23 protein-coding genes are annotated in these 25,948 nt (G+C 64.5%); 13 read left to right on the plus strand and 10 right to left on the minus strand.

What is annotated here, in order from left to right; genetic code table 11:
• Positions 1-6 precede the first annotated feature (6 nt).
• The 6 genes from ACFOPH_RS22585 to ACFOPH_RS22610 all read left to right on the plus strand — a co-directional run bounded on the left by ACFOPH_RS22585 (position 7) and on the right by ACFOPH_RS22610 (position 5,326).
• Positions 7-789: a thiazole synthase gene (locus ACFOPH_RS22585; RefSeq protein ID WP_312552007.1), complete on the plus strand. Its 783-nt coding sequence runs from the start codon at positions 7-9 to the stop codon at positions 787-789.
• Complete coding sequence (gene thiD, locus ACFOPH_RS22590) at positions 786-1,544, plus strand: bifunctional hydroxymethylpyrimidine kinase/phosphomethylpyrimidine kinase (protein WP_379737355.1); 759 nt, start codon at positions 786-788, stop codon at positions 1,542-1,544. Before ACFOPH_RS22585 ends, thiD begins: the two co-directional genes overlap by 4 nt.
• A 9-nt stretch (positions 1,545-1,553) precedes the next feature.
• Positions 1,554-2,174, plus strand: a complete 621-nt coding sequence (gene thiE, locus ACFOPH_RS22595) for a thiamine phosphate synthase (RefSeq protein WP_312554076.1) — start codon at positions 1,554-1,556, stop codon at positions 2,172-2,174.
• Positions 2,175-2,331: 157 nt separating this feature from the next.
• Positions 2,332-2,808, plus strand: a complete 477-nt coding sequence (locus ACFOPH_RS22600; RefSeq protein WP_312554078.1) for a chemotaxis protein CheW — start codon at positions 2,332-2,334, stop codon at positions 2,806-2,808.
• Between the two features lie 21 nt (positions 2,809-2,829).
• Positions 2,830-4,530: a methyl-accepting chemotaxis protein gene (locus tag ACFOPH_RS22605; RefSeq protein WP_379737357.1), complete on the plus strand. Its 1,701-nt coding sequence runs from the start codon at positions 2,830-2,832 to the stop codon at positions 4,528-4,530.
• A 130-nt stretch (positions 4,531-4,660) separates the two neighbouring features.
• Entirely contained in the window at positions 4,661-5,326 is a 666-nt protein-coding gene (locus ACFOPH_RS22610; protein ID WP_312554183.1) for an ion channel, read from the plus strand.
• 51 nt (positions 5,327-5,377) lie between these two features.
• Here ACFOPH_RS22610 and ACFOPH_RS22615 read toward each other — a convergent pair whose 3' ends face one another.
• The gene (locus ACFOPH_RS22615; protein ID WP_379737360.1) at positions 5,378-6,943 is read right to left on the minus strand and encodes a S8 family serine peptidase; all 1,566 of its coding nucleotides are present in this window, start codon (positions 6,941-6,943) and stop codon (positions 5,378-5,380) included.
• Positions 6,944-7,269: 326 nt separating this feature from the next.
• Between ACFOPH_RS22615 and ACFOPH_RS22620 the strand changes: the two genes are divergently transcribed.
• On the plus strand, positions 7,270-8,376 hold the full coding sequence (locus ACFOPH_RS22620; protein WP_379737362.1) for an S-(hydroxymethyl)glutathione dehydrogenase/class III alcohol dehydrogenase: 1,107 nt from the start codon (positions 7,270-7,272) through the stop codon (positions 8,374-8,376).
• Between the two features lie 116 nt (positions 8,377-8,492).
• The gene (locus tag ACFOPH_RS22625; RefSeq protein WP_312551822.1) at positions 8,493-9,137 is read left to right on the plus strand and encodes a hypothetical protein; all 645 of its coding nucleotides are present in this window, start codon (positions 8,493-8,495) and stop codon (positions 9,135-9,137) included.
• Between the two features lie 362 nt (positions 9,138-9,499).
• On the opposite strand, the gene ACFOPH_RS22630 is transcribed toward ACFOPH_RS22625, so the two are convergent.
• A complete protein-coding gene (locus tag ACFOPH_RS22630; protein WP_312551821.1) occupies positions 9,500-11,275 on the minus strand; it encodes a DUF885 domain-containing protein in 1,776 nt (591 codons plus the stop codon).
• Here ACFOPH_RS22630 and ACFOPH_RS22635 point away from each other — a divergent pair.
• Both ACFOPH_RS22635 and glf read left to right on the plus strand, forming a co-directional pair.
• Entirely contained in the window at positions 11,274-11,486 is a 213-nt protein-coding gene (locus tag ACFOPH_RS22635; RefSeq protein WP_379737365.1) for a hypothetical protein, read from the plus strand. The genes ACFOPH_RS22630 and ACFOPH_RS22635 overlap by 2 nt on opposite strands.
• A 168-nt stretch (positions 11,487-11,654) precedes the next feature.
• On the plus strand, positions 11,655-12,809 hold the full coding sequence (gene glf, locus ACFOPH_RS22640) for a UDP-galactopyranose mutase (protein ID WP_312551819.1): 1,155 nt from the start codon (positions 11,655-11,657) through the stop codon (positions 12,807-12,809).
• A gap of 102 nt (positions 12,810-12,911) precedes the next feature.
• On the opposite strand, the gene ACFOPH_RS22645 is transcribed toward glf, so the two are convergent.
• Positions 12,912-13,283, minus strand: coding sequence for a hypothetical protein (locus tag ACFOPH_RS22645; protein ID WP_379737368.1), 372 nt, complete (start codon positions 13,281-13,283; stop codon positions 12,912-12,914).
• Positions 13,284-13,468: 185 nt separating this feature from the next.
• On the opposite strand from ACFOPH_RS22645, the gene ACFOPH_RS22650 reads away from it, so the two are divergent.
• A complete protein-coding gene (locus ACFOPH_RS22650) occupies positions 13,469-15,544 on the plus strand; it encodes a M13 family metallopeptidase (protein ID WP_312551815.1) in 2,076 nt (691 codons plus the stop codon).
• 353 nt (positions 15,545-15,897) lie between these two features.
• Here the strand turns inward: ACFOPH_RS22650 and ACFOPH_RS22655 are convergent, their stop codons facing one another.
• Positions 15,898-16,380 carry an SRPBCC family protein gene (locus ACFOPH_RS22655; protein ID WP_312551813.1) on the minus strand — a complete coding sequence of 161 codons (483 nt, stop codon included), beginning with the start codon at positions 16,378-16,380 and terminating at the stop codon, positions 15,898-15,900.
• A 461-nt stretch (positions 16,381-16,841) separates the two neighbouring features.
• Between ACFOPH_RS22655 and ACFOPH_RS22660 the strand changes: the two genes are divergently transcribed.
• The gene (locus tag ACFOPH_RS22660; protein WP_379737371.1) at positions 16,842-19,157 is read left to right on the plus strand and encodes a UvrD-helicase domain-containing protein; all 2,316 of its coding nucleotides are present in this window, start codon (positions 16,842-16,844) and stop codon (positions 19,155-19,157) included.
• 62 nt (positions 19,158-19,219) lie between these two features.
• Here ACFOPH_RS22660 and ACFOPH_RS22665 read toward each other — a convergent pair whose 3' ends face one another.
• The 6 genes from ACFOPH_RS22665 to ACFOPH_RS22690 all read right to left on the minus strand — a co-directional run bounded on the left by ACFOPH_RS22665 (position 19,220) and on the right by ACFOPH_RS22690 (position 25,050).
• Positions 19,220-19,990 carry a BPSS1780 family membrane protein gene (locus ACFOPH_RS22665; RefSeq protein WP_312551809.1) on the minus strand — a complete coding sequence of 257 codons (771 nt, stop codon included), beginning with the start codon at positions 19,988-19,990 and terminating at the stop codon, positions 19,220-19,222.
• A 12-nt stretch (positions 19,991-20,002) separates the two neighbouring features.
• A complete protein-coding gene (locus tag ACFOPH_RS22670; RefSeq protein ID WP_379737373.1) occupies positions 20,003-20,962 on the minus strand; it encodes a homoserine kinase in 960 nt (319 codons plus the stop codon).
• 57 nt (positions 20,963-21,019) lie between these two features.
• On the minus strand, positions 21,020-21,556 hold the full coding sequence (locus ACFOPH_RS22675; protein WP_379737375.1) for a hypothetical protein: 537 nt from the start codon (positions 21,554-21,556) through the stop codon (positions 21,020-21,022).
• A 154-nt stretch (positions 21,557-21,710) separates the two neighbouring features.
• Positions 21,711-22,574: a DinB family protein gene (locus tag ACFOPH_RS22680; protein WP_379737987.1), complete on the minus strand. Its 864-nt coding sequence runs from the start codon at positions 22,572-22,574 to the stop codon at positions 21,711-21,713.
• Between the two features lie 9 nt (positions 22,575-22,583).
• On the minus strand, positions 22,584-23,795 hold the full coding sequence (locus ACFOPH_RS22685) for an ISL3 family transposase (RefSeq protein WP_379733102.1): 1,212 nt from the start codon (positions 23,793-23,795) through the stop codon (positions 22,584-22,586).
• A 346-nt stretch (positions 23,796-24,141) separates the two neighbouring features.
• Positions 24,142-25,050 carry a LysR family transcriptional regulator gene (locus ACFOPH_RS22690; protein ID WP_379737377.1) on the minus strand — a complete coding sequence of 303 codons (909 nt, stop codon included), beginning with the start codon at positions 25,048-25,050 and terminating at the stop codon, positions 24,142-24,144.
• 97 nt (positions 25,051-25,147) lie between these two features.
• Here ACFOPH_RS22690 and ACFOPH_RS22695 point away from each other — a divergent pair, with 97 nt between their 5' ends.
• Positions 25,148-25,783, plus strand: coding sequence for an NAD(P)H-dependent oxidoreductase (locus tag ACFOPH_RS22695; RefSeq protein ID WP_379737379.1), 636 nt, complete (start codon positions 25,148-25,150; stop codon positions 25,781-25,783).
• Positions 25,784-25,948 lie beyond the last annotated feature (165 nt).

The following is a 25,948-nucleotide window of genomic DNA, read 5'->3' on the forward strand; positions in this document are numbered from 1 at the left end:
AAGACAATGAACGAAGACTTCCTCACCATCGCGGGCAAGCAGTACCGCTCGCGCCTGCTGGTCGGCAGCGGCAAGTACCGCGATCTCGATGAGACCCGCGAGGCCACGCTGGCGGCCGAAGCCGAGATCGTGACCGTGGCGATCCGCCGCGTGAACATCGGCCAGGACCCGAACGCGCCCAGCCTGCTCGACGTGCTGCCGCCATCGCGCTACACGATCCTGCCGAACACCGCCGGCTGCTACAACGCGAAGGATGCGGTGTACACCCTGCAAATGGCGCGCGAGCTGCTGGACGGGCACAAGCTGGTCAAGCTCGAAGTGCTGGGCGACGAACAGACCCTGTTCCCCCACATGCCCGAAACCCTGAAGGCCGCCGAGACCCTGGTGCGCGACGGTTTCGACGTCATGGTCTACTGCAGCGACGATCCGGTGCAGGCGAAAATCCTGCAGGAGATCGGTTGCGTGGCCGTGATGCCGCTGGCTTCCTTGATCGGCTCGGGCATGGGCATCCTCAATCCCTGGAACCTGTCGCTCATCATCGAGCAGGCATCGGTGCCGGTGCTGGTCGACGCCGGCGTCGGCACGGCGTCGGACGCCACCATCGCGATGGAGCTGGGCTGCGATGGCGTGCTGATGAACACCGCGATCGCCGCGGCGCGCGAGCCGGTGCGCATGGCGCGCGCGATGAAGCTGGCGGTGCAGGCCGGGCGCGAAGCGTATCTTGCCGGACGCATGCCGAAACGCTTCGCCGCTTCGCCGTCTTCGCCGCGCGAAGGGCGCATCACGTGAACGGTGCCGCAGTGCCGGCAGTGCTGGTCTTCGCCGGGCTCGACCCCGGCGGCGGGGCCGGCCTTGCCGCCGACGTGCTGGCCATCGCCGCGCAGGGCGCGCACGCGCTGCCGGTGGCGACCGCGCTGACCGTGCAGGACAACAACCGCGTGCATGCCGTGCAGCCGGTCGACGCCGGCTTCGTGCTGGCCCAGGCGCGGGCGCTGGTCGACACGGTCGATATCCGGGCCGTCAAACTCGGCATTCCGGGCAGCCGCGCCAACGCCCGCGCCATCGCCGGCCTGCTGCGCGAGCTGCGCGCGCGCGATCCGGCGCTGCCGGTGGTGCTCGATCCGGTGCTGGCCAGCGGCCACGGCGATGCGCTGGCCGAGGACGATCCGCTCGAGATCGTCGGCGAGCTGCTGGCGCTGGCCACCATCGCCTTGCCGAACGAGCCGGAGGCTTGCGCCATCGGCGAGTTTCCCTGCGAGCACCTGCTGCTCACCGGCGGCCATGGCGAGCGGCGTTTCGTCGAGAACCGCTGGAGCCGGCACGGGCGCCTGGTGCGGCGCTGGCGCTGGCCGCGCCTGCCCGGCGGCTTCCACGGCAGCGGCTGCACCCTGGCCGCCAGCCTGGCCGGGCGCCTGGCCCTCGGCGAATCCATGGAGCAGGCGCTGGGCGCGGCCCAGGCCTATTGCCACGACGCGCTGGCGCGCGCGTTCGCGATCGCGCCGGGCCAGCGCATCCCGCGCCGCTTCTTTCATCCCCCTATCTAAAGGAACACCATGCGAGGCCTGTATCTCGTCACCCCGAACTGGAACGACACCGAACGCCTGCTCGCCGGCACGGAAGCGGCGCTGCGCGGCGGCGCATCGCTCGTGCAGTACCGCCACAAGGAGGCTGGCGCCACCCTGCGCCTGGAGCAGGCGAGGGCGCTGCTGGCGCTGTGCCGGCGCCATGGACGTCCGCTCGTCATCAACGATCACCTGGACCTGTGCATGGAGCTCGACGCCGACGGCGTGCACCTGGGCGGCACCGACCTCGCCATCGAGCATGCGCGGCGCCTGCTCGGTCCGGACAAGATCGTCGGCGCCTCCTGCTACGGCCAGCTGGCGCTGGCGCGCACGGCCCAGCTGGCCGGCGCCAGCTACGCGGCCTTCGGCGGCTTCTATCCCTCCCTGGTGAAGAAATACGATTTCGTCACCGAGCCGGCGCTGCTCGACCAGGCGCGTCTCGAGCTGGCGCTGCCGCTGGTCGTCATCGGCGGCATGACGCCCGCGAACGCAGCGCCGCTGGTGGCGCGCGGCGCGCACATGGTGGCTGCGATCACGAGCGTGTACGGCGAGGCCGATCCGGAAGGCGCGGCGCGGCGTTTCGGGGCGCTGTTCGCGATGGACAGGGCATGAACGCCTCCGGGATCGCTTATGCGTTAGCCGTCGGCCCGGCCACGCTTAGTTGCAACAGCGAGACAGGGAACGACCTCGTTCCGTATTGCTGGTTTATTGCCGCAAGGCAAAAATATATAATGCGCGGAACTCTTCACTTATTTCGACTGGACCGCACATGGACACTACCTTGATGAGCGATGGCGTGCTCGAAGCACTGGCTTTCAAGCTTGGCAACGAAGAATACGGCATCAAGATTTTGAAAGTGCAGGAAATCCGCGGCTACGAATCGGTGACGCGCATCGCCAGCGCTCCCGAGCACGTCAAGGGCGTGGTCAACCTGCGCGGCACCATCGTGCCGATCGTCGACATGCGCATCAAGTTCAACCTCGGCACGCCGACCTACAACCAGTTCACCGTCGTGATCATCCTAAACATCCAGGACCGCGTGGTCGGCATGGTGGTCGACTCGGTCTCGGACGTGATCTCGCTGACCGCCGAGCAGATCAAGCCGGCGCCGGACATGGGCGGCGCCCTGAACACCGACTACCTGATCGGCCTGGGCACCGTGGACGAGCGCATGATCATCCTGGTCGACATCGACCGCCTGATGTCGGCCGACGAGATGGGCGTCATCGACAGCATCGCCGCCTGACGCGGCCCGAAAGGGGAGACGATGAAACAACTGAAGGTAGGGACCCGCCTCGCGCTGGGTTTCGCGCTGGTGCTCGTCATGCTCCTGGCCGTGATCGTGCTGGGCATCGCGAGGCTAGGCGCGCTCAACGACGGCACCAGGATGATGGCGCTTGACGCCTATCCCAAGGTGGTGGTGGCGCAGGACCTCGCCGACCGCGTCAACCGCACCGCGCGCACCGTGCGCGACCTGCTGCTGCTGGACGAGCCCGAGGCCAACAAGAAGAACCTGGCGGCGCTGGCCACCAGCCGCAGGGAAGCCGACGAGATGTTCGCCCAGCTCGACAAGCTGATCGTCTCCGAGAACGGCGTGAAGAACCTGCGCACCTACCGGGCCGCCTATGGGCAGTACATCGGCGCCATCGACGAGGTCCTTAAGCTGCATGCCGCCGGCGAACGCGAAGCGGCGGTCGCGCTGCTCCTGGGCCCGGCGCGCAAGCTGCAAAGCGCCGTCTTCATCGCTTCGAATGAAGTGATCGAGCACCAGGGCGGCACCATGCAGGCCACCTACGAAGAAGCGGAAGCAACCTATGGCGCCGCGCGCAACGCGATGCTGGCGCTCGGCGCGCTGGCGCTGCTGGGCGGCGCGGTGGCCGCGACGCTGATCACCCGCACCCTGCTGCGCCAGCTCGGCGGCGAACCGGCCTATGCGGCGCAGGTCGCGGGCGAGATCGCAGCCGGCAACCTGGCGGTCGCGATCGAGACGGGTGCCGGCGACCGCGCCAGCCTGCTGTACGCGATCCGCGGCATGCGCGACAGCCTGGCCGCCATCGTCGGCCAGGTGCGCAGCGGCACCGACGCCATCGCGGTTTCTTCCAGCGAGATCAACGCCGGCAACCAGGACCTGTCGCGCCGCACCGAACAGCAGGCTTCGTCGCTCGAGGAAACCGCCTCGTCGATGGAAGAGCTGACCTCGACCGTGCGCCAGAACGCCGACAACGCGCGCCAGGCCAACCAGCTGACGGCGGCCGCGTCCAGCGTGGCCGTGCGCGGCGGCGAGGTCGTGGCCCAGGTGGTCGAGACCATGGGCGCGATCAACGATTCATCGCGCCGCGTGGTCGACATCATCGGCGTCATCGACGGCATCGCCTTCCAGACGAATATCCTGGCGCTGAACGCGGCCGTGGAAGCGGCGCGCGCCGGCGAGCAGGGGCGCGGCTTCGCGGTCGTCGCCTCCGAGGTGCGCAGCCTGGCCCAGCGCTCGGCCGCGGCGGCCAGGGAAATCAAGGGCCTGATCGGCGACTCGGTCGAGCGGGTCGACGCCGGCAGCGTCCTGGTGGCCCAGGCCGGTGCGACGATGCAGGAAGTGGTCGAGAGCGTGCGCCGCGTGAGCGACGTGGTGGCCGAGATCAGCGCCGCGACCTCCGAGCAGGGCGAAGGCATCGAGCAGGTCAACGGCGCGATCGCGCAGATGGACCAGGTAACCCAGCAGAATTCGGCCCTGGTCGAGGAAGCCGCGGCCGCGGCCGAGGCCATGCAGGACCAGGCCGCGCGCCTGAACGCGCTGGTGGCGGTGTTCCGCCTGGGCGAGGGGCAGGGCGCCGTGGCGCCGGCGCACGCGGCCGCCGTGCCGCGGGGCCATGCGACGGCGCGCATCCAGCCGGCAACCGCCGTGCGCGGAACCGCCCCGCCGCCGGCCGCCGCGCCGCGCAGGGAACCGGTCATCGCCGCGGACGAGTGCTGAACCCTGGTCCGATTCCGTTCATCCGAACCCGCCCGCTACGGCGGGTTTTTTCTTGTCCTGCGCATCGTGCCCGGCCGGCACGGCGGTTTGCATACAATAGGCGCGTCTCCATGTTCACGAAGAGAAGCCGATGCGCCTGCTCCGCCTGCTTGTCCACACCCGGCGCCACCCGTCCGCCATCCTGCTGATGGCCCAGCTGCTGGGCATGCTGCTGTATCCCTTCCTGGAAAAGACCCAGTTCGGGCACGTCGCCTTCAATGCCTTCGGCATCGTCATCCTCACCTTCGCCACCAACATGGTGCGCCGCACGCCCGGCCACACCTGGATCAGCGTCACGATGGCGCTGCCGATCATCGCGCTCTTGAGCGCGCAGATGCTGTTCGGGCTCGCCTGGCTGCAGCCCTGGTCCTCGGCCCTGGAATCGCTGTTCTATTTCTACGCGGCCGCCAGCCTGATCGCCTACATGCTGGAAGACCGCAAGGTCACGCGCGACGAGCTGTTCGCCGCCGGCGCCACTTTTACCCTGCTGGCCTGGGGCTTCACCCACCTGTACATCGTGGTGCAGGCGCTGGTGCCGGGCTCGTTCGCCGCCGCGGTCAATCCCGAGCTGCCGCGCAGCTGGAGCGAACTGAATTACCTCAGCTTCGCGCTGCTGTCGAGCACCGGGATCGGCGACGTGATTCCGCTCACCGTGCATGCGCGCGCTCTGACCAGCATTGAGATGTTCGTCGGCGTCATGTACCTGGCGGCGGTGGTGGCGCGCCTGATCGGGCTGACGATGCAGCCGCATAAATGAAAAATGCCGCCCGGCGTGCACCGGGCGGCATTCCGTTCTCAAGCGATCCGCTTAGTTACCGCAGCCCAGCGACTTGATACGGTCGTAGGCCGCTTTTGCCTGCACCAGGCCGAAGCCGTACTTGGTGTCGCGGCCGGCGGTGCCCAGGTCGAGCGCGCTCTTGCCCAGCGAAGAGCGGATCTGGACGGCGGTGCAAGCCGGGAAGTAGCTCCAGACCAGTGCCGCGACGGCCGACACGTGCGGCGTGGCCATCGAGGTGCCGTCGTAGTAGGCGTAGTTCGAGGTCTTGATGCCGACCGTGGCGCTCTGGCCCAGCTGGGCTTTCATCGCCGCGCCGTCCACATCGGTGGCGGTGACCGACGGGATGTTGGTCACGGTGGTGCCCAGCGTGCCGCCGAAGGCGCCGGCCGCGTTGTTGTACACCACGGCGCCGACGCCGCCGCTGGCCTGGCAGTTCGAGACCTTGGTCGAGAAGTCGACCGTGCCGCGCTGGATCAGGCAGACCTTGCCCGATACGGCGGTGTTGACCTTGTCGCCGATGCCGAAATCGGCCAGCGGCGCGGTCGCGGTCTTCACCGGCGAACCTTCCATCGCGCCCGGCGCGTAGGTGCTCGAGCCGACCGTCAGGACGGCTTCCTGGCCGGCGCCCATCGGGACGGTCGACAGCACGCCGACGCCCGGGCCTGCCAGTTCGACCTTGCTGTTGTACTGCGAGAAGGTGGCCCACTGCTTGTTCTCGTCGACCGCGCCGACCGAGACCACGCTGGCGTAGCCGGCCGGGTAGGACGCGCGGGTGTTGCCGTCGTTGCCGGCGGCGGCGATGCTCAGGATGCCGGCCGCTTCCAGCGAGGCAAAGGTGTTCTTCTCGGTGTTGTTCGACACCGAGCCGCCCAGCGACATCGAGATGACGTTGGCGCCCGCGGCCTTGCACTTGTTGGCGGCCGAGGACAGGGTCGACGAGTAGGCCCAGGCATCATTGCCGAAGACCTTCACGATGTGCAGCTTGAGCTGTTTGTTGGCGTTGACGCCGACCACGCCGGTGCCGCTGTTGTTGATCCCGGCGATGGTGCCGGCGACGTGGGTGCCGTGGTGGTTCTCGTCGGTGTACCACCAGCCGGTGCCGCTGTCGTATTCGCCGGTGACGGTGTTGCCCGACAGGTCTTCGTGGCTGTTGTCGTAGCCGGAGTCGATGATGCAGACCTTGCGGTTGGCGGCGACGGAGTCGCTCAACTGGTCGGCCTGGACCATCTTGATGCCGTACGGGACCAGCTGGCCGGTGGCATACGGCGTGCCGGTGGAGGGGCTGGTCAGTGCCAGCGGATAGCGTTTCGCATCTTCCTCGACGTACTCGACGTTCGGGTTGTTCTGCAGACCCTTCAGGGCGGCGACCGGCACTTCGATGGCCATCGCGTTGGTGCCGAAGATCTCGTGTTTCACTGCGCCCTTGGCCGCGGTGACCGCGCCTTTCATGGCCGCTTTTGCGCCGGGCTTGAATGCGACGATGACGCGGGTGGTTTCTTCCTGGGCGGCACTGGCCGGGTTGCAGACCGTTGCGGCTGCCGCCGCAAGGATGCACAGGCTGAAGGTGCGTGATGCGCGGGTGAATCGTTGAACCATGTGACTTCTCCGTATGAAAGCCTATAGGAATGCCGCTTTCTCTATGGTCGCGTGCACGTTTGGTACAAACGTTGATTGCCGTAAAGACGGCTCAGCCAGTGTAGGCACGGAGGTATGTATGTGGCAATTGTGAACTCAAGCGTGCAGTACCCATGTTGCAATGTTGCGTCAGAGCACAATTGAAAACCGTATAAACCAAAAAACGGTGTTATATTTTTGCCCCTCTTCGATGTGCGGTTGCAGCATTTCCGGAGGCGGGCGGACGGCAAGGATCGTGCTGGCTTGGTATGATGGCAAATTCACCCATCTCATGTAGAGGAACCCACATGAAAACCAAGGCAGCGATTGCATGGAAGGCGGGTCAGCCGCTGACGATCGAAGAAGTCGACCTCGAAGGCCCGCGCGCCGGCGAAGTGCTGGTCGAAGTCAAGGCCACCGGCATTTGCCACACCGATTACTACACCCTGTCGGGCGCCGATCCGGAAGGCCTGTTCCCGGCCATTCTCGGCCACGAAGGCGCGGGCGTCGTGGTCGACGTCGGCCCGGGCGTCACCAGCGTCAAAAAGGATGACCACGTCATCCCGCTGTACACCCCCGAGTGCCGCCAGTGCAAGTTCTGCCTGTCGCAAAAGACCAACCTGTGCCAGGCGATCCGCTCCACCCAAGGCCGCGGCCTGATGCCCGACGCGACGTCGCGTTTCTCGCTCGACGGCAAGCCGATCTACCACTACATGGGCACCTCGACCTTCTCGAACTACATCGTGGTTCCGGAGATCGCGCTGGCCAAGGTCCGTTCCGACGCGCCTTTCGACAAGATCTGCTACATCGGCTGCGGCGTCACCACCGGCATCGGCGCCGTGATCTTCACGGCCAAGGTGGAAGCGGGCGCGAACGTGGTCGTGTTCGGCCTGGGCGGCATCGGCCTGAACGTGATCCAGGCGGCGAAGATGGTCGGCGCCGACAAGATCATCGGTGTCGACCTCAACCCGGCCCGTGAAGAGATGGCGCGCAAGTTCGGCATGACCCACTTCGTCAATCCGAAGGAAGTCGGCAACGTGGTCGACGCCATCGTGCAGCTGACCGATGGCGGTGCGGATTATTCGTTCGAGTGCATCGGCAACGTCAACACCATGCGCCAGGCGCTCGAGTGCTGCCACAAGGGCTGGGGCCAGTCGATCATCATCGGCGTGGCCGAAGCCGGCGCCGAGATCTCGACCCGTCCGTTCCAGCTGGTGACCGGCCGCGAATGGAAAGGTTCGGCGTTCGGCGGCGCACGCGGCCGCACCGACGTGCCGAAGATCGTCGACTGGTACATGGAAAACAAGATCAACATCGACGACCTGATCACCCACCACCTGCCGCTGGACCGCATCAACGAAGGTTTCGATTTGATGAAGTCGGGCGAGTCGATCCGCTCGGTCGTGGTCTACTAAGTTTCGCCCGTTTTGCCGCCTGTCCCGCGAATCGTGCCGTTCGTCGCACGGCGCGGGCAGGCGCCAGCTGCCTGTCCTATTCTTTCTCCATCGACAAACCGCCCATGGAGAAGATCATGCAGGACACCCGCTTTGCCTCCCCGTTTGCATCCCGCTCGCTGAAACGCCCATTGCTGCTGGCCGCCCTGGCCGCTGCCTGCGCGCTGCCGCTGCTGCCGGTCCAGGCTGGCGACGGCATCACCATCAACCGCACCATCCAGGCCGCCGACGGCGGCGAGCCCTACGCCCTGGTGCGCGGCGCGGATAGCGCGATCACCGGCGACGCCGTCGCGAGCAAGCGCGTCAAGGAACTCAAGCGCAGCGTGCAGGGCGACTTCCTCTGGTTCCGCGACGGCGGCAAGGAATACGTCGTGCAGGATGCGGCGGCCCTGAAGCGCGTCGGCGACGCCTGGGCCCCGATGGAGGCGATCGGCGCCCAGATGGGCGGGCAGGGTGCGGAGATGGGCCGCCACGGCGCCTCGATGGGCGCGCTCGGCGCGAAGATGGCGCTGGCCGCTGTCACCTTCAACGAAGAAAAGATGGAAGCCCTCGGCAAGCAGATGGAAGCCGCCGGCAAGCCGATGGAAGCGGCCGGCAAGAAGATGGAAGACCTGGGCAAGAAGATGGAACAGGAGCAGCGCAAGGCCGAGGCCGTCACGCGCGGCGTGATCCAGGAGTCGTTGCGTAACGGGACCGCCAGGCCGGTGGCGGTACGCGGCTGATTTTCATTACGTTGACCACAAGGGCCGGGCTGCATGCGCATCCCGGCCTTTATTTTTGACGACGGCGCATCCCGTAGGGTGGGCACGCAGTGCCCACGCGGAAGCGTGAACAGTGTTGACGGTTGATCTGTCGAGAATGACGCCGGTTGCCGACGTATCAAAAGCGTTTCGTTAGCGTGTCAGGTGATGTTCCGCGTTTCGGGCGACAACCCGCAGTCGCCGACTACGGATGCACACGTAACGCGTGGGCACAGGGTGCCCACCCTACGATTACCGCAACAATAAAAAAGCCGGGGGTGCGCAAGCATCCCCGGCCTTTCGTTTCACACCGTTCCAGCGCTTACTTGCCCATCACTTGCCCATCACTTGCGCATCGCCGGCACGAACTCCTCCATCACCGCCTTGCGCAGCAGCGTCGGCGGCACCAGGCCCTGGGCCAGCACGAAGTCGTTGAATTTCTGGCGGTCGAACTTGTCGCGCAGCGCGACCTCGGCGGCCTGGCGGGTTTCCATCAGGCGCTGGTAGCCGTAGAAGTAGGAGGTCGCCTGGCCCGGCGCGCGGAAGGTGTAGCGCTGCACTTCCTGGGTCGCCATGCCTTCGGACAGGCCGACGTCCTGCATCAGGAACTGCTTCACGCCATCCGGGGTGATCTCGCCCAGGTTGACCATCGGGTCGAGGAAGGCACGCGCGGCGCGCATGGCGCGCGCCTGCAGGGCGAACAGCTGGCCGTCGAGCGGCTCGTAGGGCTGCACCTCGGCCTCGGCATACAGGGCCCAGCCTTCGACGTTGACGCTGTTGAAGGCGAACACCGCGCGCGCGGTCGAGACGCCGGTCTCGATCATCTTGGCAAACTGCAGCTCGTGGCCGGGGCGCGCCTCGTGCGCCGTGATCGACCAGGTGCCGGCTTCGTGGGTGAAGTCGTCGAACACCATGCGCTTGCCCGAGGCGTCCGGCGGCATGCCGGTGGTCAGCACGAACTCACCATACTCGCCGGTGTTGCCGATCAGGCGCGGCGGGCTCATGTGCGGCGCCGGCTGCTGGGCGTTCTCGGCCATCGTCGCCAGGCGGATCACGGCCTTGCGCTCGGGCAGGGTGACGATGCGGTTCTGGCGCGTGGCCTGCTCGAGCGCGGCCAGGCGCTCGGCATAGATCGGCATCACCTTGTCGAGCGGGATCTGGTCCTTCTTCAGTTCGAGCATGACGGCGCGGTAGTCGGCGTCCTTGAAGCCGCGTTCCCTGGCGATCAGCTTGGCCGTGATCTGCATCTGGTTGCGGATCTCGGCGAACGAGGTCAGCGACTTGGCGATCAGCTCCTGCGGGCCGATGTCGACGCCGAATTCGCGCAGGTTGTTGGCATACACCTCGGCCGGCAGGCGGTGATCCGTACGGGCGCGCGGCAGCAGTTCCGTCTTCAGGCGCGCGTTATACGCGAGCAGCTGCTTTTCCAGCGTGTCGAAGCGCTGTTCCCAGCCTTGCAGGCCGCTCTTGGCCAGCAGCTCGCGCATGCCCTTGAGCAGGGTCGGGGCGTCGTTCAGCGACTGCTCGATCTCGCCCTTGTAGGGGCCGAGCAGGTTCTTGTTGGCCTTCAGGCGCTCCTGCAGGCGCTCGTGCGCCAGTTCGGTGACCGGGCGGTAGCCCTTGGCCAGGCCGGCATACTTGTCGAGGCGCACCAGCAACGCCTGCTGGCGCTCCTTCGGGATGCGCGGGTCGAGCGTCGAACGCATCACGCCGAACATCATGCCGGTCAGGTCGATGAAGGGCATGAAGTACTTGCGCTCCAGCGCGGCGGTGCGCAGCTGGTCGTTGGCCTTGTTGATCAGGATTTCCAGGTCCTGCTTCACCTTCGGGTCGGTCTCGACCTTCAGGCGCTTCTGGTACTCGGCGATTGCCGCGCGCAGGTCCTTGTTGGTGGCTTCGAACTGGTCGCGCGAGAGGTCGCTGATCTGTTCGTCGTAGCCGTTCACGCCCAGCGTGCTCGCGCTTTCCGGCGAATACTTGGCCAGGACGTTCAGCAGGACCTGGGCGTTCTCGTTGCTCTTGGTGACCCAGGCCGGCTCGGCGGCAAAGACAGGCGAGGCGAGGGCGGCGGCGAGCAGGCCGGCAAGGGCGGTACGGACCAGGGGACGGGTAGGCAGCATGACTTTCCTTTTCTACGTGGCGACTGCAAAAACGGCTGCACCACGCGATACGCCGCGCAGCCTGGACGGTATTTTTCGTGCAAGCGCCAGTATGCCCGTTTTTGAACGAGGCATTGCTCATATGCATGTACAAAAACACAAAAAGTTGCCTTTTGGGCAAATATGTTTCTGTGGTCTATCGAACATCGAAAAACGGCTCAGCTCCGTATAATCGGATCGATTACGGTAGGCGGTTCGCGGGCTCAGCGCATGATTTGCGGCCGCGTTCGCTTCGTAAGTTCCGCGTGCCGCTTCCGCGCGACATGCACACGTCGCGACGGACGAAACGCTGGACCAATTCGCCGCAAGAGATGGCTACTAAAATAGTTAGGATGATCAAATGACAAAGAATATCGCCATTGTAGGCGCTGGGTTTTCCGGAGCTGTCATTGCAAACCAGCTCGCACAAGCCGGCCACAAGGTCGAAGTATTTGAATCGCGTCCGCATATCGCGGGCAACTGCCATTCCGAACGTGACGCCGAGACCGGCGTCATGGTGCACGTCTACGGACCGCACATCTTCCACACCGATAACGAGCGTGCCTGGGAGTTCGTCAACCGCTACGCCGAGTTCAAACCATATGTGAACCGCGTCAAGGCCATCACCGGCAAGCGCGTCTTCACGCTGCCGATCAACCTGCTCACCATCAACCAGTTCTTCGGCAAGACCATGCGTCCGGCCGAGGCCCAGGAATTCCTGGCCGAGCTGGGCGACAAGTCGATCGAGAACCCGCAAACCTTCGAAGAGCAGGCCCTGCGCTTCGTCGGCCGCGAGCTCTACGAAGCCTTCTTCAAGACCTACACCGTCAAGCAGTGGGGCATGGAACCGTCGGAACTGCCGGCGAGCATCCTCAAGCGCCTGCCGGTGCGCTTCAACTACGACGACAACTACTTCAACCACAAGTACCAGGGCATGCCGGCCGAAGGCTATACCGCGCTGGTCGAGAAGATCCTGAAGGTCGACGGCGTCACCGTCCATCTGAACACCCGCTTCGACCCGGACCAGAAATCGCAGTACGACCACGTCTTCTACAGCGGTCCGATCGACGCCTGGTTCAAGCACGTCGAAGGCCGGCTGCCTTACCGCACCCTGGACTTCGAGATGTTCCGCGACAAGGGCGACTACCAGGGCAATGCCGTCGTCAACTACTGCGACAACGAGCAGCCCTACACCCGCATCACCGAGCACAAGCATTTCTCGCCCTGGGAACAGCACGAAGGCACGGTGCTCTACAAGGAATTCAGCCGCCAGTGCGGCGAGGACGACATCCCCTATTACCCGATCCGCATGGCGCGCGACAAGGAGCAGCTCGAGCGCTACATCAAGCTGGCGCAGGGGGAAAGCAACGTCACGTTCGTCGGCCGCCTGGGTACCTACCGCTACCTGGACATGGACGTCACCATCAACGAGGCGCTGATCACCTCCGACAAGTTCCTGGAAGCCGCACGCGGCGACGGGAAGATGCCGGCTTTCGTGATCGATCCGCTGGCGTGATGTCCAGCTGCCCGGCTTCCATGAGCAGCTGATTCAAGGAGAGGCCGCTACCTTGTCGGGGCAGCGGCCTCTTTGTTTTCGTGCCGCCTGCGCCCGAACGCGTTACATATGCCAGCGCATCGGCGAGACGATCCGGATGCCCGTCGCGTAGAACAGGACGAAGAAGGCGAGGCCGACGAGCAGGGCCACGAGCAGTGCCACGCCCACCTGCATCGGGCGGCTGACATCCGGCGCCTTGCGGCTGTACAGCCACGCGATCAGCACCCATTGAAGCAGCGTGAGCGGAAAACTCACCCGGGTATCGAGTGCATAGCTGACGACGTCCCTCGAATATTCCTGCCCCGCGAACAGGAGCGGATACATGGCCAGTACCGGTTTGTCGAATACCAGCATGAGGAGCCCGAGACCGACAGGCATGGTGAACACCGCGATCAGGTAATACACCGGGCCGGTCAAGGCGGCAACCAGCAACATCGATACAAATGCTTGCTTCTGGGGTGGACTCATAGGGGACGTCATCTCATGATAGTGGCGCTTGCCTGGGAACGGCAAAACCGCGCCTGAGTATGATGCAGTATTGACAGCATGGCAATCGCTTGATGTTGCTTAGGCAATATTTCTGTGTCAGCATGGGCGATCACTTTTCCGGGATTCCCTCCATGTTGCACCTCACCCGCATTGCATTGGCCATGTCGTTCGCCGGCGCCGCCACCTTCGCCTCGGCCCAGACGTCGCCGGCTCCCCAATCCGAGCGCCCGGCCACCACGTTTCCCTACACGCCAGGCCTGGACGTGAACTCGATGGACAAGAACGCCGACCCCTGCGTCGACTTCTACCAGTACGCCTGCGGCGGCTGGATGAAGAACAACCCGGTCCCGGCGGACCAGGCGCGCTGGTCGGTCTACGGCAAGCTGGCGCAGGACAACCAGCGCTACCTGTGGGGGATACTCGACGGGCTGGCGAAACAGAAGGAAGGCCGCAGCGCGACGCAGCAGAAGATCGGCGACTACTTCGGCGCCTGCATGGACGAGAGCGCGATCGCCAAGCGCGGCGCGGCGCCGCTGGCGCCCTGGTTCGATCGCATCGACGCGATGACATCGACCCGCGACCTGCCGGCGGTGCTGGCCGCGCTGCAACTGGCTTTGTCCGACGACGACTTCTTCTTCGGCTTCAGCGCGAACCAGGACTTCGGCGACTCGACCCGCGTGATCGCGTTTGCCAGCGGCGGCGGCCTGGGCCTGCCGGACCGCGACTACTACCTGAAGACGGATGCGCGCTCGAAAGAGATCCGCGCCAAATACGAAGCCCACCTGGCCACCATGTTCGGCCTGGCCGGTGAATCCCCCGAGGTGGCCAGGCGTTCGGCCACGACCGTGATGCGGATCGAGACCGCGCTGGCAAAGGCGTCGCTGACCCGCGTCGAGAAACGCGACCCCTATAAACTGTTCCACAAGATGGACCTCAAGGGCCTGCAGAAGACCACGCCGGGCTTCGACTGGAAAACCTACCTGGCCGCGCTCGGCCAACCGGAAGTGAACAGCTTCAATGTCACCGAGCCGGCCTTCTTCAAGGCTTTCAATAAACAGCTCGCCGCCGAGGACCTGGGTGCGATCAAGACCTATTTGCGCTGGCACGTGCTGGAAGCCTTGGCGCCGGCGCTGTCGCCGCAATTCGACGCGCCCCACTTTGCCTTCTTCATGCAGACCCTGCGCGGCGTCGAGCGCCAGCAGCCGCGCTGGAAGCGTTGCGTGCAGCTGGTCGACCGCCAGCTCGGCGAAGCCCTGGGCCAGGAATTCGTGGCGCGCGCTTTTTCTCCGGAACTGAAGGCCAAGGCCCTGCACATGACGCGCCAGATCGAGGAGGCGATGGCCAAGGACATCGCATCGCTGGAGTGGATGAGCGCCGACACCAAGCGGCGCGCGCAAGAGAAGCTCGACGCCATCGTCAACAAGATCGGCTATCCGGACACCTGGCGCGATTATTCCGCGTACGAGGTGCGCGCCGACGATTTCGCCGGCAACGTGGTGCGCGGCAAAGCCTTCGAAAACCGGCGCCAGCTGGCCAAGATCGGCAAGCCGCTCGACCGCGCCGAATGGCTGATGACGCCGCCGACGGTGAACGCCTATTTCAACCCGCAGATGAACGACATCAACTTCCCGGCCGGCGTGCTGCAGCCGCCGCTGTTCGACCCGAAGATGGACGACGCGCCGAACTACGGCAACACCGGCGGCACCATCGGCCACGAACTGACCCACGCCTTCGACGATGAAGGCCGCCAATTCGATGCCAAGGGCAATTTAAAGGACTGGTGGACGAAGAAGGACGGCAAGGCCTTCGAAGAACGCGCGGCGTGCATCGTCGAACAGTACGGCCAGTACACGGTGGTCGACGACATCAAGATCAACAGCAAGCTGACCCTGGGCGAGGACGTCGCCGACCTGGGCGGCCTGATCCTCGGCTGGATGGCCTGGAAGAACCAGATGGCGAGCATGCCGCAGCAGGCCCAGCCGCGCGACGGCCTGACGCCGGAGCAGCGCTTCTTCGTCGGCTTCGCCCAATGGGCCTGCGAGAACGATCGCCCGGAAAACCTGCGCGTCTCGGCCGCCACCGACCCACACTCGCCGGGCAAGTACCGCGTCAACGGCGTGGTCATCAACATGCCGCAGTTCGAAAAAGCCTTCAACTGCAAGCCGGGCCAGCCGATGGCGGCGGTGAAGCGCTGCCGGGTGTGGTGATCAAGAAACGGAGGGACGGAGACGTTTGACGTCGACCGGTAGCGATGACCCGTAGGGTGGGCACTCCGTGCCCACGCGTTACGCACAGGTCCGGAAGTCGTCAGCCAGGAGGCATTGCCCGCAAAGCCCGCGATGAACGGCGGCGTGGGTTTTGCTCGCTGTTGCGAGCGATATGTCGCCGCAACCGTAGAAAGGATGCGCATGCAACGCGTGGGCACGGGGTGCCCACCCTACGGAACGGCCAGCGGTATGTCGCCGTCTCCATGACCAGGATGCCCACGCGACGCATCGAGCAAAGCAATAAAAAAACGCCACCGCAAGGTGGCGTTCGTATGACAGGCAGCGGCCCCAGCTTAGTGCTGGTTGATCTTCCCGCGCCATGCGCCCGTTTCCGCACCACGCTTCTCGAGCATTTCCTTGAAGTTCTGCAGGTTGCCGCGTGCTTCCATGCGCACCGCACCGAACGCGTCGCCGATGGTCTCCAGCACGCCTTCGGGCGTGTAGTCCATCTGCAGGGTGACGCGGGTCACGTTGTCGGAAATCTTGTGGAAGGTGACGACGCCGCCGTTGCGCACGCCGCCGATGCTGCGCCAGGCGATGCGCTTGTCCGGGATCTGCTCGGTGATTTCGGCATCCCATTCCTTGTCCTCGCCGGCGACGTTGGCCTTCCAGTGCAGGCGCTTGTCGTCGAGCTGGCGGATTTCGTGGACGCTCTTCATGAACTGCGGGAAGTCCTCGAACTGCGTGAACTGGTTGTAGGCAGTGCGCACCGGCACGTTGACTTCGATCGATTCGATGATCGACGAGTCATTGCCCGAACCACGGTTTTTCTTCATTTGCTTCGACAGCATCATTCCGCCGACAGCGAGGGCGGCAACAGTAACCACGCGATTTAGCATGTGACTCTCCTTTGGCTTAAGCCGGCCGGCACGCAATGACAAGTTCAGCCCGACCCGAAAACGCGTGCACGGCCTTTCGGTGTAGAAATGGTTGGGTCGTAATGGGCCACGCGATGTGTTCGCGTCTTTGTTATTAAGTTAAGCGAATTCCGGAACAGGGGGCGCGCGGTAGATATATGCGCCGATATGGATGAGTTAAATGAAGTTGCCAGAAGATGTGTGCTTGAGGAATATTTTTGTAGAGAAAAATAGCCGGCAAACACTGAATGTCAAAGAGGAATGGAATGAAATAATATTTCATCAAGTGAGTGTTATTGAAATATTCTTTCAGTAAGAAACCGCTGATTTGCGCTCGGGCTGGATGGGCATACAGTAGATCCCGGCGGTATAATGGGCGCATGCAGAATCTCCTTCACAACCTCAATCCCGAACAACTCGCGGCCGTGACCCTGCCACCGCAGAGCGCGCTGATCCTGGCGGGGGCCGGCTCGGGCAAGACCCGCGTGCTGACCACGCGTATCGCCTGGCTGATCCAGACCGGGCAGGTGGGCCCGGCCGGCATCATGGCGGTCACGTTCACCAACAAGGCGGCGAAGGAGATGCTCACGCGCCTGTCCGCCATGCTGCCCGTGAACACGCGCGGCATGTGGATCGGCACTTTCCACGGCCTGTGCAACCGCCTGCTGCGCACGCACTACAAGGACGCCGCGCTGCCGCAGTCCTTCCAGATTCTCGATTCGCAAGACCAGCTGTCGATGATCAAGCGCCTGCTGAAAGCGGCGAACGTCGACGACGAGAAGTACCCGGCCAAGAACCTGATGTACTTCATCAACAATGCGAAGGAGCAGGGACTGCGCGCCGGCCAGGTCGAGGCCTATGACCCGATCGAGCGCAAGATGGTCGAGCTGTATGAACTCTACGACCAGCAATGCCAGCGCGAAGGCGTGGTCGACTTCGCCGAGCTGCTGCTGCGCTCGTACGAGCTGCTCGCGCGCAATGCGCCGCTACGCCAGCACTACCAGATGCGCTTCAAGCACGTGCTGGTCGACGAGTTCCAGGATACCAACGACCTGCAATACAACCTGCTCAAACTCCTGGCCGGCCACGGCGAGGGCAACGGCGGCGCCATCTTCGCCGTCGGCGACGACGACCAGAGCATCTACGCCTTCCGCGGCGCCAACGTCGGCAACATGAGCGCCTTCGAGCGCGAATTCCAGGTGCAGAACCTGATCAAGCTGGAGCAGAACTACCGCTCGCACGGCCACATCCTCGACAGCGCCAACTTCCTGATCGCGAACAACAAGAACCGCCTCGGCAAGAACCTGCGCACCGACGCCGGGCAGGGCGAGCCGGTACGCGTCTACGAGGCCTCGTCGGATCTCGAAGAAGCGCAGTGGATCATCGAGGAAGCGAAAAGCCTGATGGCCGACGGCATGCCGCGCAGCGAAATCGCCATCCTGTACCGCTCGAACGCGCAAAGCCGCGTCATCGAGCATGCGCTGTTCGCGGCCGGCCTGCCCTATACGGTCTACGGCGGCCTGCGCTACTTCCAGCGCGCCGAGGTCAAGCACGCCATCGCCTACCTGCAATTGATGGACAACCCGCACAACGACTCGGCCTTCCTGCGCGTGGTGAACTTCCCGACGCGCGGCATCGGCGTGCGCTCGATCGAACAATTGCAGATGGCGGCCGACACCTATGGCGTCTCGCTGTACGCGGCCGTGCCCTACATGACCGGCAAGGCCGGCAGCGCGCTGGGCAACTTCGTCAAGCTGATCGAAAGCGCGCGCTTCGAAACCCAGCAGCTGCCGCTGCCGGAAATGGTGCGCGTGGTGCTGGAGCGCAGCACCCTGCTGACCCACTACGCCAACGAAAAGGAAGGCGCCGACCGCATCGAAAACCTCGAGCAGATGGTCAACGCCGCCACCCAGTTCGTGCAGGAAGAAGGTTTTGGCCAGCAGGCGCCGGCCCACCTCGGCCCGCCATCGGCGGCCCAGGCCGGCGACGCGATCCTGAACCAGGACGGTCTCGAGATCCTCGACGCCGACGCGCCGCTGCCGTCCGTCATGTCGCCGCTGGCGGCCTTCCTCGCCCACGCTTCGCTGGAAGCGGGCGACGCCCAGGCCCAGGCCGGCCAGGACGCGATGCAGCTGATGACCGTGCACTCGGCCAAGGGCCTGGAATTCGACGCCGTGTTCATCACCGGCCTGGAAGAGGGCCTGTTCCCGCACGAGAGCAGCTCGCGCGAAATGGATGGCGTCGACGAAGAGCGGCGCCTGATGTACGTGGCGATCACGCGCGCCCGCAAGCGTCTCTACATGAGCTTTACCCAGCAGCGCATGCTGCACGGCCAGACCCGCTTCAACATGAAGTCGCGCTTCTTCGACGAATTGCCCGAGGAAGCGCTGAAGTGGCTGTCGCCGCGCGTGCAGAGCCACTGGTTCGCCAACAAGAAGGCGCCGACCGCCTGGGACGACGCGGCCTTCCGCAATGCCGGCAGCGACAACAAGATCGCCCAGCAGATCACCCAGAAGTCGGGCGGCGGCTCGGGCTGGCGCATTGGCGAAACGGTGGCGCACGCCAAGTTCGGCGAAGGCGTGATCGTGAACATCGAGGGCGGGGCGGGCGCGGCGCGGGCCCAGATCAACTTCGGCCCGTCCGGCATCAAGGTGCTCGACCTGTCGGTGGCCAAACTGGAGCGCGTGTCACGTTGATACCGCGTTGATATTGCGCTGAATGTGCGGCCCGGCCTGGTCTGCCCAGGCCGGGCAGGATCTTATTTCTGCAGATTGACCCGGGCGGCGCCGGTCTCGACCGGCTTGCCGAAGATGCGGCGGTAAGCCGCATACAGCGAGCACTGCAGCAGCAGGATGAACAGGAAGATCAGCCACATGATGGCGACCCGTGCCACGTTCGAGCCGCCCAGCAGCAGCGTGAACACGATGCACAGTCCGAACAGGATCGCGAACCAGGCCAGCAGCAGCACCACGAATACGCGCGCGCTCTTCCACACCGCGAAGAAGCTGTAGAAGGCAGCCTTGCCCGGTCCCATCTGCTGCCAGTACACCAGGGGCGCGGAAAACGACAGCGCAATCAGCACGCTCACGTTCAGCACGAAGACGCCGAATATCCTGAGCATGTCCCAGCCCGTCACCAGCGGCGGATTCTTCGGGTCGATCGGTTGCGAGAACTGTTGCCAGAAGTCGGGATCGATCGCGAAGCGCGCCAGGATCGTCAACAGCAGCGACACCGCCAGGTAGATCAGGCCGACCTTGCACAGCTGCGCCAGCACCGGCTTGCGAAAGCCCGTCAGCAGGACGGCGGGCGAGACGCGTTCGCCGTTGTCGATCATCAGGCAGGCCTTCATGAAGGCCATCGACAGCGAGGGAATCAGGACCACGGCGAGCATGGCGCCGACCAGCTGGAAGGCGCTGATCAGGAGGCTGATCAGGATGTTCGCGAAGAGCAGGGTGGTCAGGGCGGCGGGTTGTTTGCGGAACAGTCCGGCTCCTTCCTTGAGCCAGGTCCAGCCGGTCATTGCGGGCATGTTATTCATTGTTCAAAGGGGCAGTACCGGCGCCGGGCTGGCAAGCCGGTCGCGCAGGATGCGCTCGAAATGGGTTGGATCGTGGGGCGTCAGCATTTCGGCCGCGCGCGGCACGTGCAGGTCGTACAGTCGCGACAGCCAGAAGCGCAGGGCGGCGGCGCGCAACGTCGTCTGCCACGCCGCAATTTCCTCGGCGGTGAACGGCCGCACGGCGCGGTAAGCCGCCAGCAGCGCCTCCACGCGGGCGTGGTCCAGTTTGCCGCTGGCGAGGTCGATGCACCAGTCGTTGACGGTCACCGCCAGGTCGAACAGCCAGGTGTCGACGCCGGCGAAATAGAAATCGAAGCAGCCGGTCAGCTTTTCGCCAACGAACATCACGTTGTTGCGGAACAGGTCGGCATGCACGGGCCCGCGCGGCAGGCGCGCATACGCGTCGCTCGCGGCAAATGCTTCCTGCGCGGCGACTTCCTCGCGCAGCAGGCGCGCATTGTCCGGCGCCAGGTAAGGCAGCACGACCGGCGCGGTCGCGCTCCACCAGGCCAGGCCGCGCAGGTTGGGCTGGGACAGCGGGAAGTCCTGGGCCGCCAGGTGCATGCGCGCGAGCATCGTGCCCACTTCCGCGCAATGCACCGGCTGCGGATCCATCTGCGAGCTGCCGGCCAGCTTGGTGACGATCACCGCCGGCTTGCCCTGCAGCGGCACCACCAGTTCGCCGTCGTGATTGGCGACCGGCGCCGGCACCGGAATGCCGCGCTCGGCGAGGTGGCGCATCAGGCCGATATAGAAGGGCAGCTGCTCGAAATCCAGGTTCTCGAAGATGGTGAGCACATACTCGCCGCGTTCGACCGTCAGGAAAAAGTTACTGTTTTCGATGCCGGAGGCAATGCCGTCGAGGGCGAGTGCCTGGCCAAGGGGGAACTGCTTGATCCACTGGGTGAGCTCATCCAGTGTGACCGCGGTGAAAACTGCCATCGTGGGAGCAAGAATGAAAAGTCAAACGGCGGGGCGGTTCGCCCCGCGGCGGTCGGGTCAGCGCTGGTTCGTCGGCAAGGGCGGCGGCGGCGGAATGTCGGCCGGGGCCGTCATCGGGACGGTTGCCGTCGGCACCGTGCCGGCAGGCTTGCCGGTCGCCGGCGCACCCGCGGCAGCGGCGCCGGCGGTGCCGCGCGAACCCGCCGCGGCTGCCGGTGCGGTCGAGGCCTCGTCGGCCGCGGCCTGCTTCTTGGCGCCGATGTCGAATTCCATCACCTGCCACTGCGGCGCACGGAAGGCGCTGCTCTGGGCGTCGCCGGCCTGGGCGTTGCCGGCCGGGCTGTTCAGACGCATGATGTAGTGGCTCTTGCCGCTTTGGACTTCGATCTCGGTGACGGTGCCGTCGTTGGACCGCTTTTCGTTGATCTGCGTGCCGCGGCGCGGCGGAATATTCGTCGTCGGCACATCGCTGCCCGGCTCGATGCGTTCCGTCGGCGGTTGGGGCTGGGTCGTCGTCGTCGCCTGCTGCGCTCCGGCGAGGCCGGTCAGCAGGGCAAAGGGCAGGACGCTCAGGCGGAGAAATGTGCGCGGCATGATGGTCACCTTGTATGGATTAGACCATTGTAACAAACAGACACCCTTCCCTGTGAAATGCGTGATATTTGTTCTCGTCGCAGGCGATCGGGCTGGACCGTGTCGCGTTTGGCGCCTGATTTGGAAGGCGGTTCAGCCCGTGGCTTTTCCGTGCTCAACCGTGCTCGGGTATCCATTCGAGCAGGTCGGTGACGCCGACGTCGACGCCCGACTGCGACAACAGCGTCGTTGCCTGGCCACGGTGGTGCGTCTGGTGGTTGAACAGGTGGAGCAGCAGGCTGCCGAACTGCTTGCGGCACTCGCCACGCGAGTTCCTATATGTGAGCACTTGCGCCAGGTCGCTGTCCGTGACCTCCGTTGCGAAGGCATTGATGATCGCATCGAGCCGCTGGCGATGTGCCAGGAGCGTCTCGAGATCGTCGCTGTGGATATGCGCGAGACCGGCAGGCGCCGGAATGGCGGCCATGGCTTGCAACGCAGGGAAGTTCGACGGATGCCCCATGAAACGGCGCAGCCAGATCGTGTCGCCGGCGACGATGTGGTTCAGGGTGCCGATGAGCGAGCCGAAAAAGGCGCCGCGGTCGGCGAGCAGTACTTCTTTCGACAAGGTGGCTGCGGCCGCATACAGTCTCGTATTCATGGCAGCGTTATATGTCGCCAATAGAACGATGTCGTTCCGGTTTGGCATGCCTAATCGTCCCCTTGATGGAATTATTTTCGGAGCTGGATTGGCTGCGCCGAATGTCGACCCATTCCACGGAGAACGGTCTTCCGGGTAGACAAGCTGTGCATTGTTTTCCAGCATATGGCCGAGTCGTGTCGCGATCAGTCTCATCGCAAGAGACAATGCCTGCATCGAACCGTCTCCAAAAATATCCGGGTAACGCCCATCGACGCCTTCCAGCGCAGCCGGGCAGGCCCAGGTTCGCGTGTCAACTTGATACGGCTCGCCGATGCGGGCGTCTATCATCGTCTCGGTGCCGTCCGCGTGCAGCCACAGTATGGATTGGGAGGCGATAAATTTGGTTCATCGCACTTTGCCGGGGAACGCATCCTTGATTTTCAGGAAGAAGTAGGATGCGTCCCGAAAACCGTAGGCCATGCGCTTGATGACCTTGATGCGGTTGTTGACGCCTTCAAGGATCGATGAGCTCATCGGATAGATGGCTGATGCCAGGATGCCGCGGCGATATTTGGCCAGGCGTTTGGCAAACTGGATCAGCGGTGCGATCTGGCTTTGCAAGGCGAGCTTGAGCCAGGCTTTCCACCGCCGGGCACCGTCCCGGACTGATGGCGCATACCAGATTTCCTTCAGCTCGGTCTTGAGCAGGTAAACCGTTGCCAAGGGCTGGTTGGCAGCCAACAGCTCTTCGAGCTTGACGGCCTGCTCGGCCTTGAGGTTGTCACGATTGCGCAGTAACAGCCAGCGACTGCGCTTGATGACCTGGCGGGCTTTTGGTTCGGCACGCAAGGCATTGGCCTGGTCGACACGAACCCGGTCGACCACTTCGCGACCGAAGCGCGCCACCACATGAAACAGGTCGTAGACGACTTCTGCGTTTGGACATTGCTGGCGAACTTCGAGGTCCATGGCCGTGTTCATATCCATGGCAACGGCTTCGATCCGCTGGCAGCCTTCCTCTCCCAGCAACTCGAAGAACGGCCGAATCGCTTCCCGGCTATTGCCTTCTCCCACCCATAGCACCCGCATTCGTTCGGCATCCAGGGCGACAGTGGCGTACCGGTGCCCCTTGTGCAGGGCGAATTCGTCCATGACCAAGCGCCGTACGCCTTCTGCCGAGAAGCCACCATGCAGGTGCTGCAAGCGCCGATGATCGATGTCCTTGATGGTATGCCAGTGCAGGCCGGTCAACCGGGCCACATGGGCTATCGGAAGCAGCTGTGCCAGCGCCTCCACCCAGAGGCGCACGCGGTGCGTGATGCGCGCCCGGCGGTCGAGCCAAACAATGTGCTCGGCTACCCGTGCGTCGCAGTGATGGCAGTCCAGTCGCCGCACCGGCACATCGAGCCAGACACGCCTATCCAGAATGTCGCGGTCACGCACCTTACGCCTTCGGCACTCATGAACCAGAGCGCAAGGCTGGCGGCATGCCCCGCACAAAGCTTCGCTTGAAGGGCTGGTATCGAGAACGATTAACAGCGACCCGTCCTCTTGTTCGTGGACGGCATCGACAATATGGCCTTCCCAAAACGGGACAGACGGCATAGCATTGAGCATGGCGGTGGTTTGACAGACTGATTTGTTTGGCGACTATCAATCTACCAACATCAGACCTCCGCCACCACCTCCTGCTCAGTTCGTCAATCCCGTCTTCCCCCATTCCCCGCGAAGAACCATAAATTTGGGCGTATCGGTTCGCATTGCGATGTTTCCTTTCGCACATTGGCAGTAATCGGTACTTCCGTGCCTGGTCGATCTTTACTTGGGCCAGAACGAACTAGTCTACGCATTTTATTGTCCTCATGGCAAGTTCAACTTCCCTCAGCCGCCCTTGGTCCAGCCACGATTCTGCGCGAAGGCAGTTCAACCCATCGGTTTTGATTGCTGGCATTCGAAAGGTCCGCTATCGACCGTCCCGCGCCGCCACCAGCATGTCGATCAGCGCGCGCGACGCCGCCGACAAGCCACGGTGGGCCGGATAAACGACCGAGAACGCGCGCGTCCGTCCGCCCAGCTGCGGCAACACTTCCACCAGCCGTCCCGCCGCCAGGCTGGCTTCCGCAAACAGGCGCGGACACAGCGCGATTCCCATTCCCTGCTCGGCCAGCCAGATGACGCCCATCGCGTCGGTCGACACCGTCACCGACGCCGGCGGGATCCAATCGATGTCGCGCTCGCCATCGCGCAGCTGCCAGGGAAAGACCCGTCCGGTGTTGGGCCGGACGAAGGCGATGCATTGCTGGCGCGCCAGGTCGTCCAACGTCGCGAGCGGTCCGGCCGTCTCCAGGTAGGCCGGGGCAGCGAGCAGGCACAGCGGCGACGCTTCCAGGTGGCGCGACGCCATCGTACTGCTCGGCAGCGGGCCGGAGCGGATCGCCAGGTCGAAGCCCTCGGCCACCAGGTCGACGTTGCGGTTGGTGATGTCGACATCCAGTTCGACCAGCGGATAGGCGCGCGCGTAGGCGGCCAGCACCGGCGGCAGGCGCTGCAGGCCATACCCGGTGGACACGCTCATGCGTACCTTGCCGCTCAGTTGCGCCGTCGTGCTGCGCATTGCCTGCTCGGCCTGGCCGAGCCGGGCAAAGGCGTCGCGCGCCTCGTCGGCGTAGCGCTGGCCGGCATCGGTAAGGCTGAGGCTGCGCGTGGTCCGGCGCAACAATTGTGTGCCGAGCCGTGCCTCGAGCCGCGACACGGCCCGGCTCAGCACCGAAGGCGTGGTCGACAGCACGACCGCCGCCGCACTGAACGAACCGTGCTCGACGACGTTGAGAAACACCTCGACATCGGCCAGGTGATCGAACTTCCGCCCCATTTTGCTCCCTCAAGAACAAATCATTTGCCAGAATCGTAGTTTATCTATCTGTCGTGAAAAAATACAATAGCGCATCTTTAATTCGAAAGGACATCACATGGAATTGCTCGACAAGCTGAAATGGCGCTATGCCACCAAGGCAATGGACCCGACGCGCAAGGTGCCGCAGGACAAGCTCCACCGCATTATCGAAGCGGCGCGCCTGGCGCCGACGTCGTCCGGCCTGCAGCCGTATGAAATCCTGATCGTGAACAATCCGGCGTTGCGCGCCCAGATCCGCGAGGTCGCCTGGAACCAGGCGCAGGTGGTCGACGCCTCGCACCTGCTGGTGTTCGCCGCCTGGGACGACTACACGCCCGAGCGCATCAACCACATGTTCGACCTCACCAACGAGGTGCGCGGTTTCCGCAACGAAGGCTGGGAAGCCTACCGCCAGCAACTGCTATCGACCTACCCGGGCCGCGGCGCCCAGGTGAACTTCGAGCACGCCGCGCGCCAGGCCTACATCGGCTTCAGTGCGGCGATCGTCGCGGCCGCCTTCGAGGAAGTCGATTGCACGCCGATGGAAGGCTTCGATCCGGCCGCCGTCGACCGCATCCTGAACCTGGGCGAGCGCGGCCTGCGCAGCGCGGTCATGCTGCCGCTGGGCTACCGCAAGGCCGAGCAGGATTGGCTGGTCGACCTGCCGAAGGTGCGCCGCCCGCTCGGACAGTTCGTGAGCGAGATCGACTGATCGTCGTTCTGCCGGCAGTTCTGCCACCCCCGCTGGCCGGGATCGACGTCGCGCACGTGGCGCGCCATGATCTGATCTCCGGCAGCATCTCGAGCGCCAGCGCGCCCCGACATATCGTGGGCGCGCGGATTGCATTGGCCAACAGGTCGATGTCGAAGGCCTCCG

The sequence above is a fragment of the Massilia haematophila genome (assembly GCF_042647645.1).
GTDB classification, from domain to species: domain Bacteria; phylum Pseudomonadota; class Gammaproteobacteria; order Burkholderiales; family Burkholderiaceae_D; genus Telluria; species Telluria haematophila.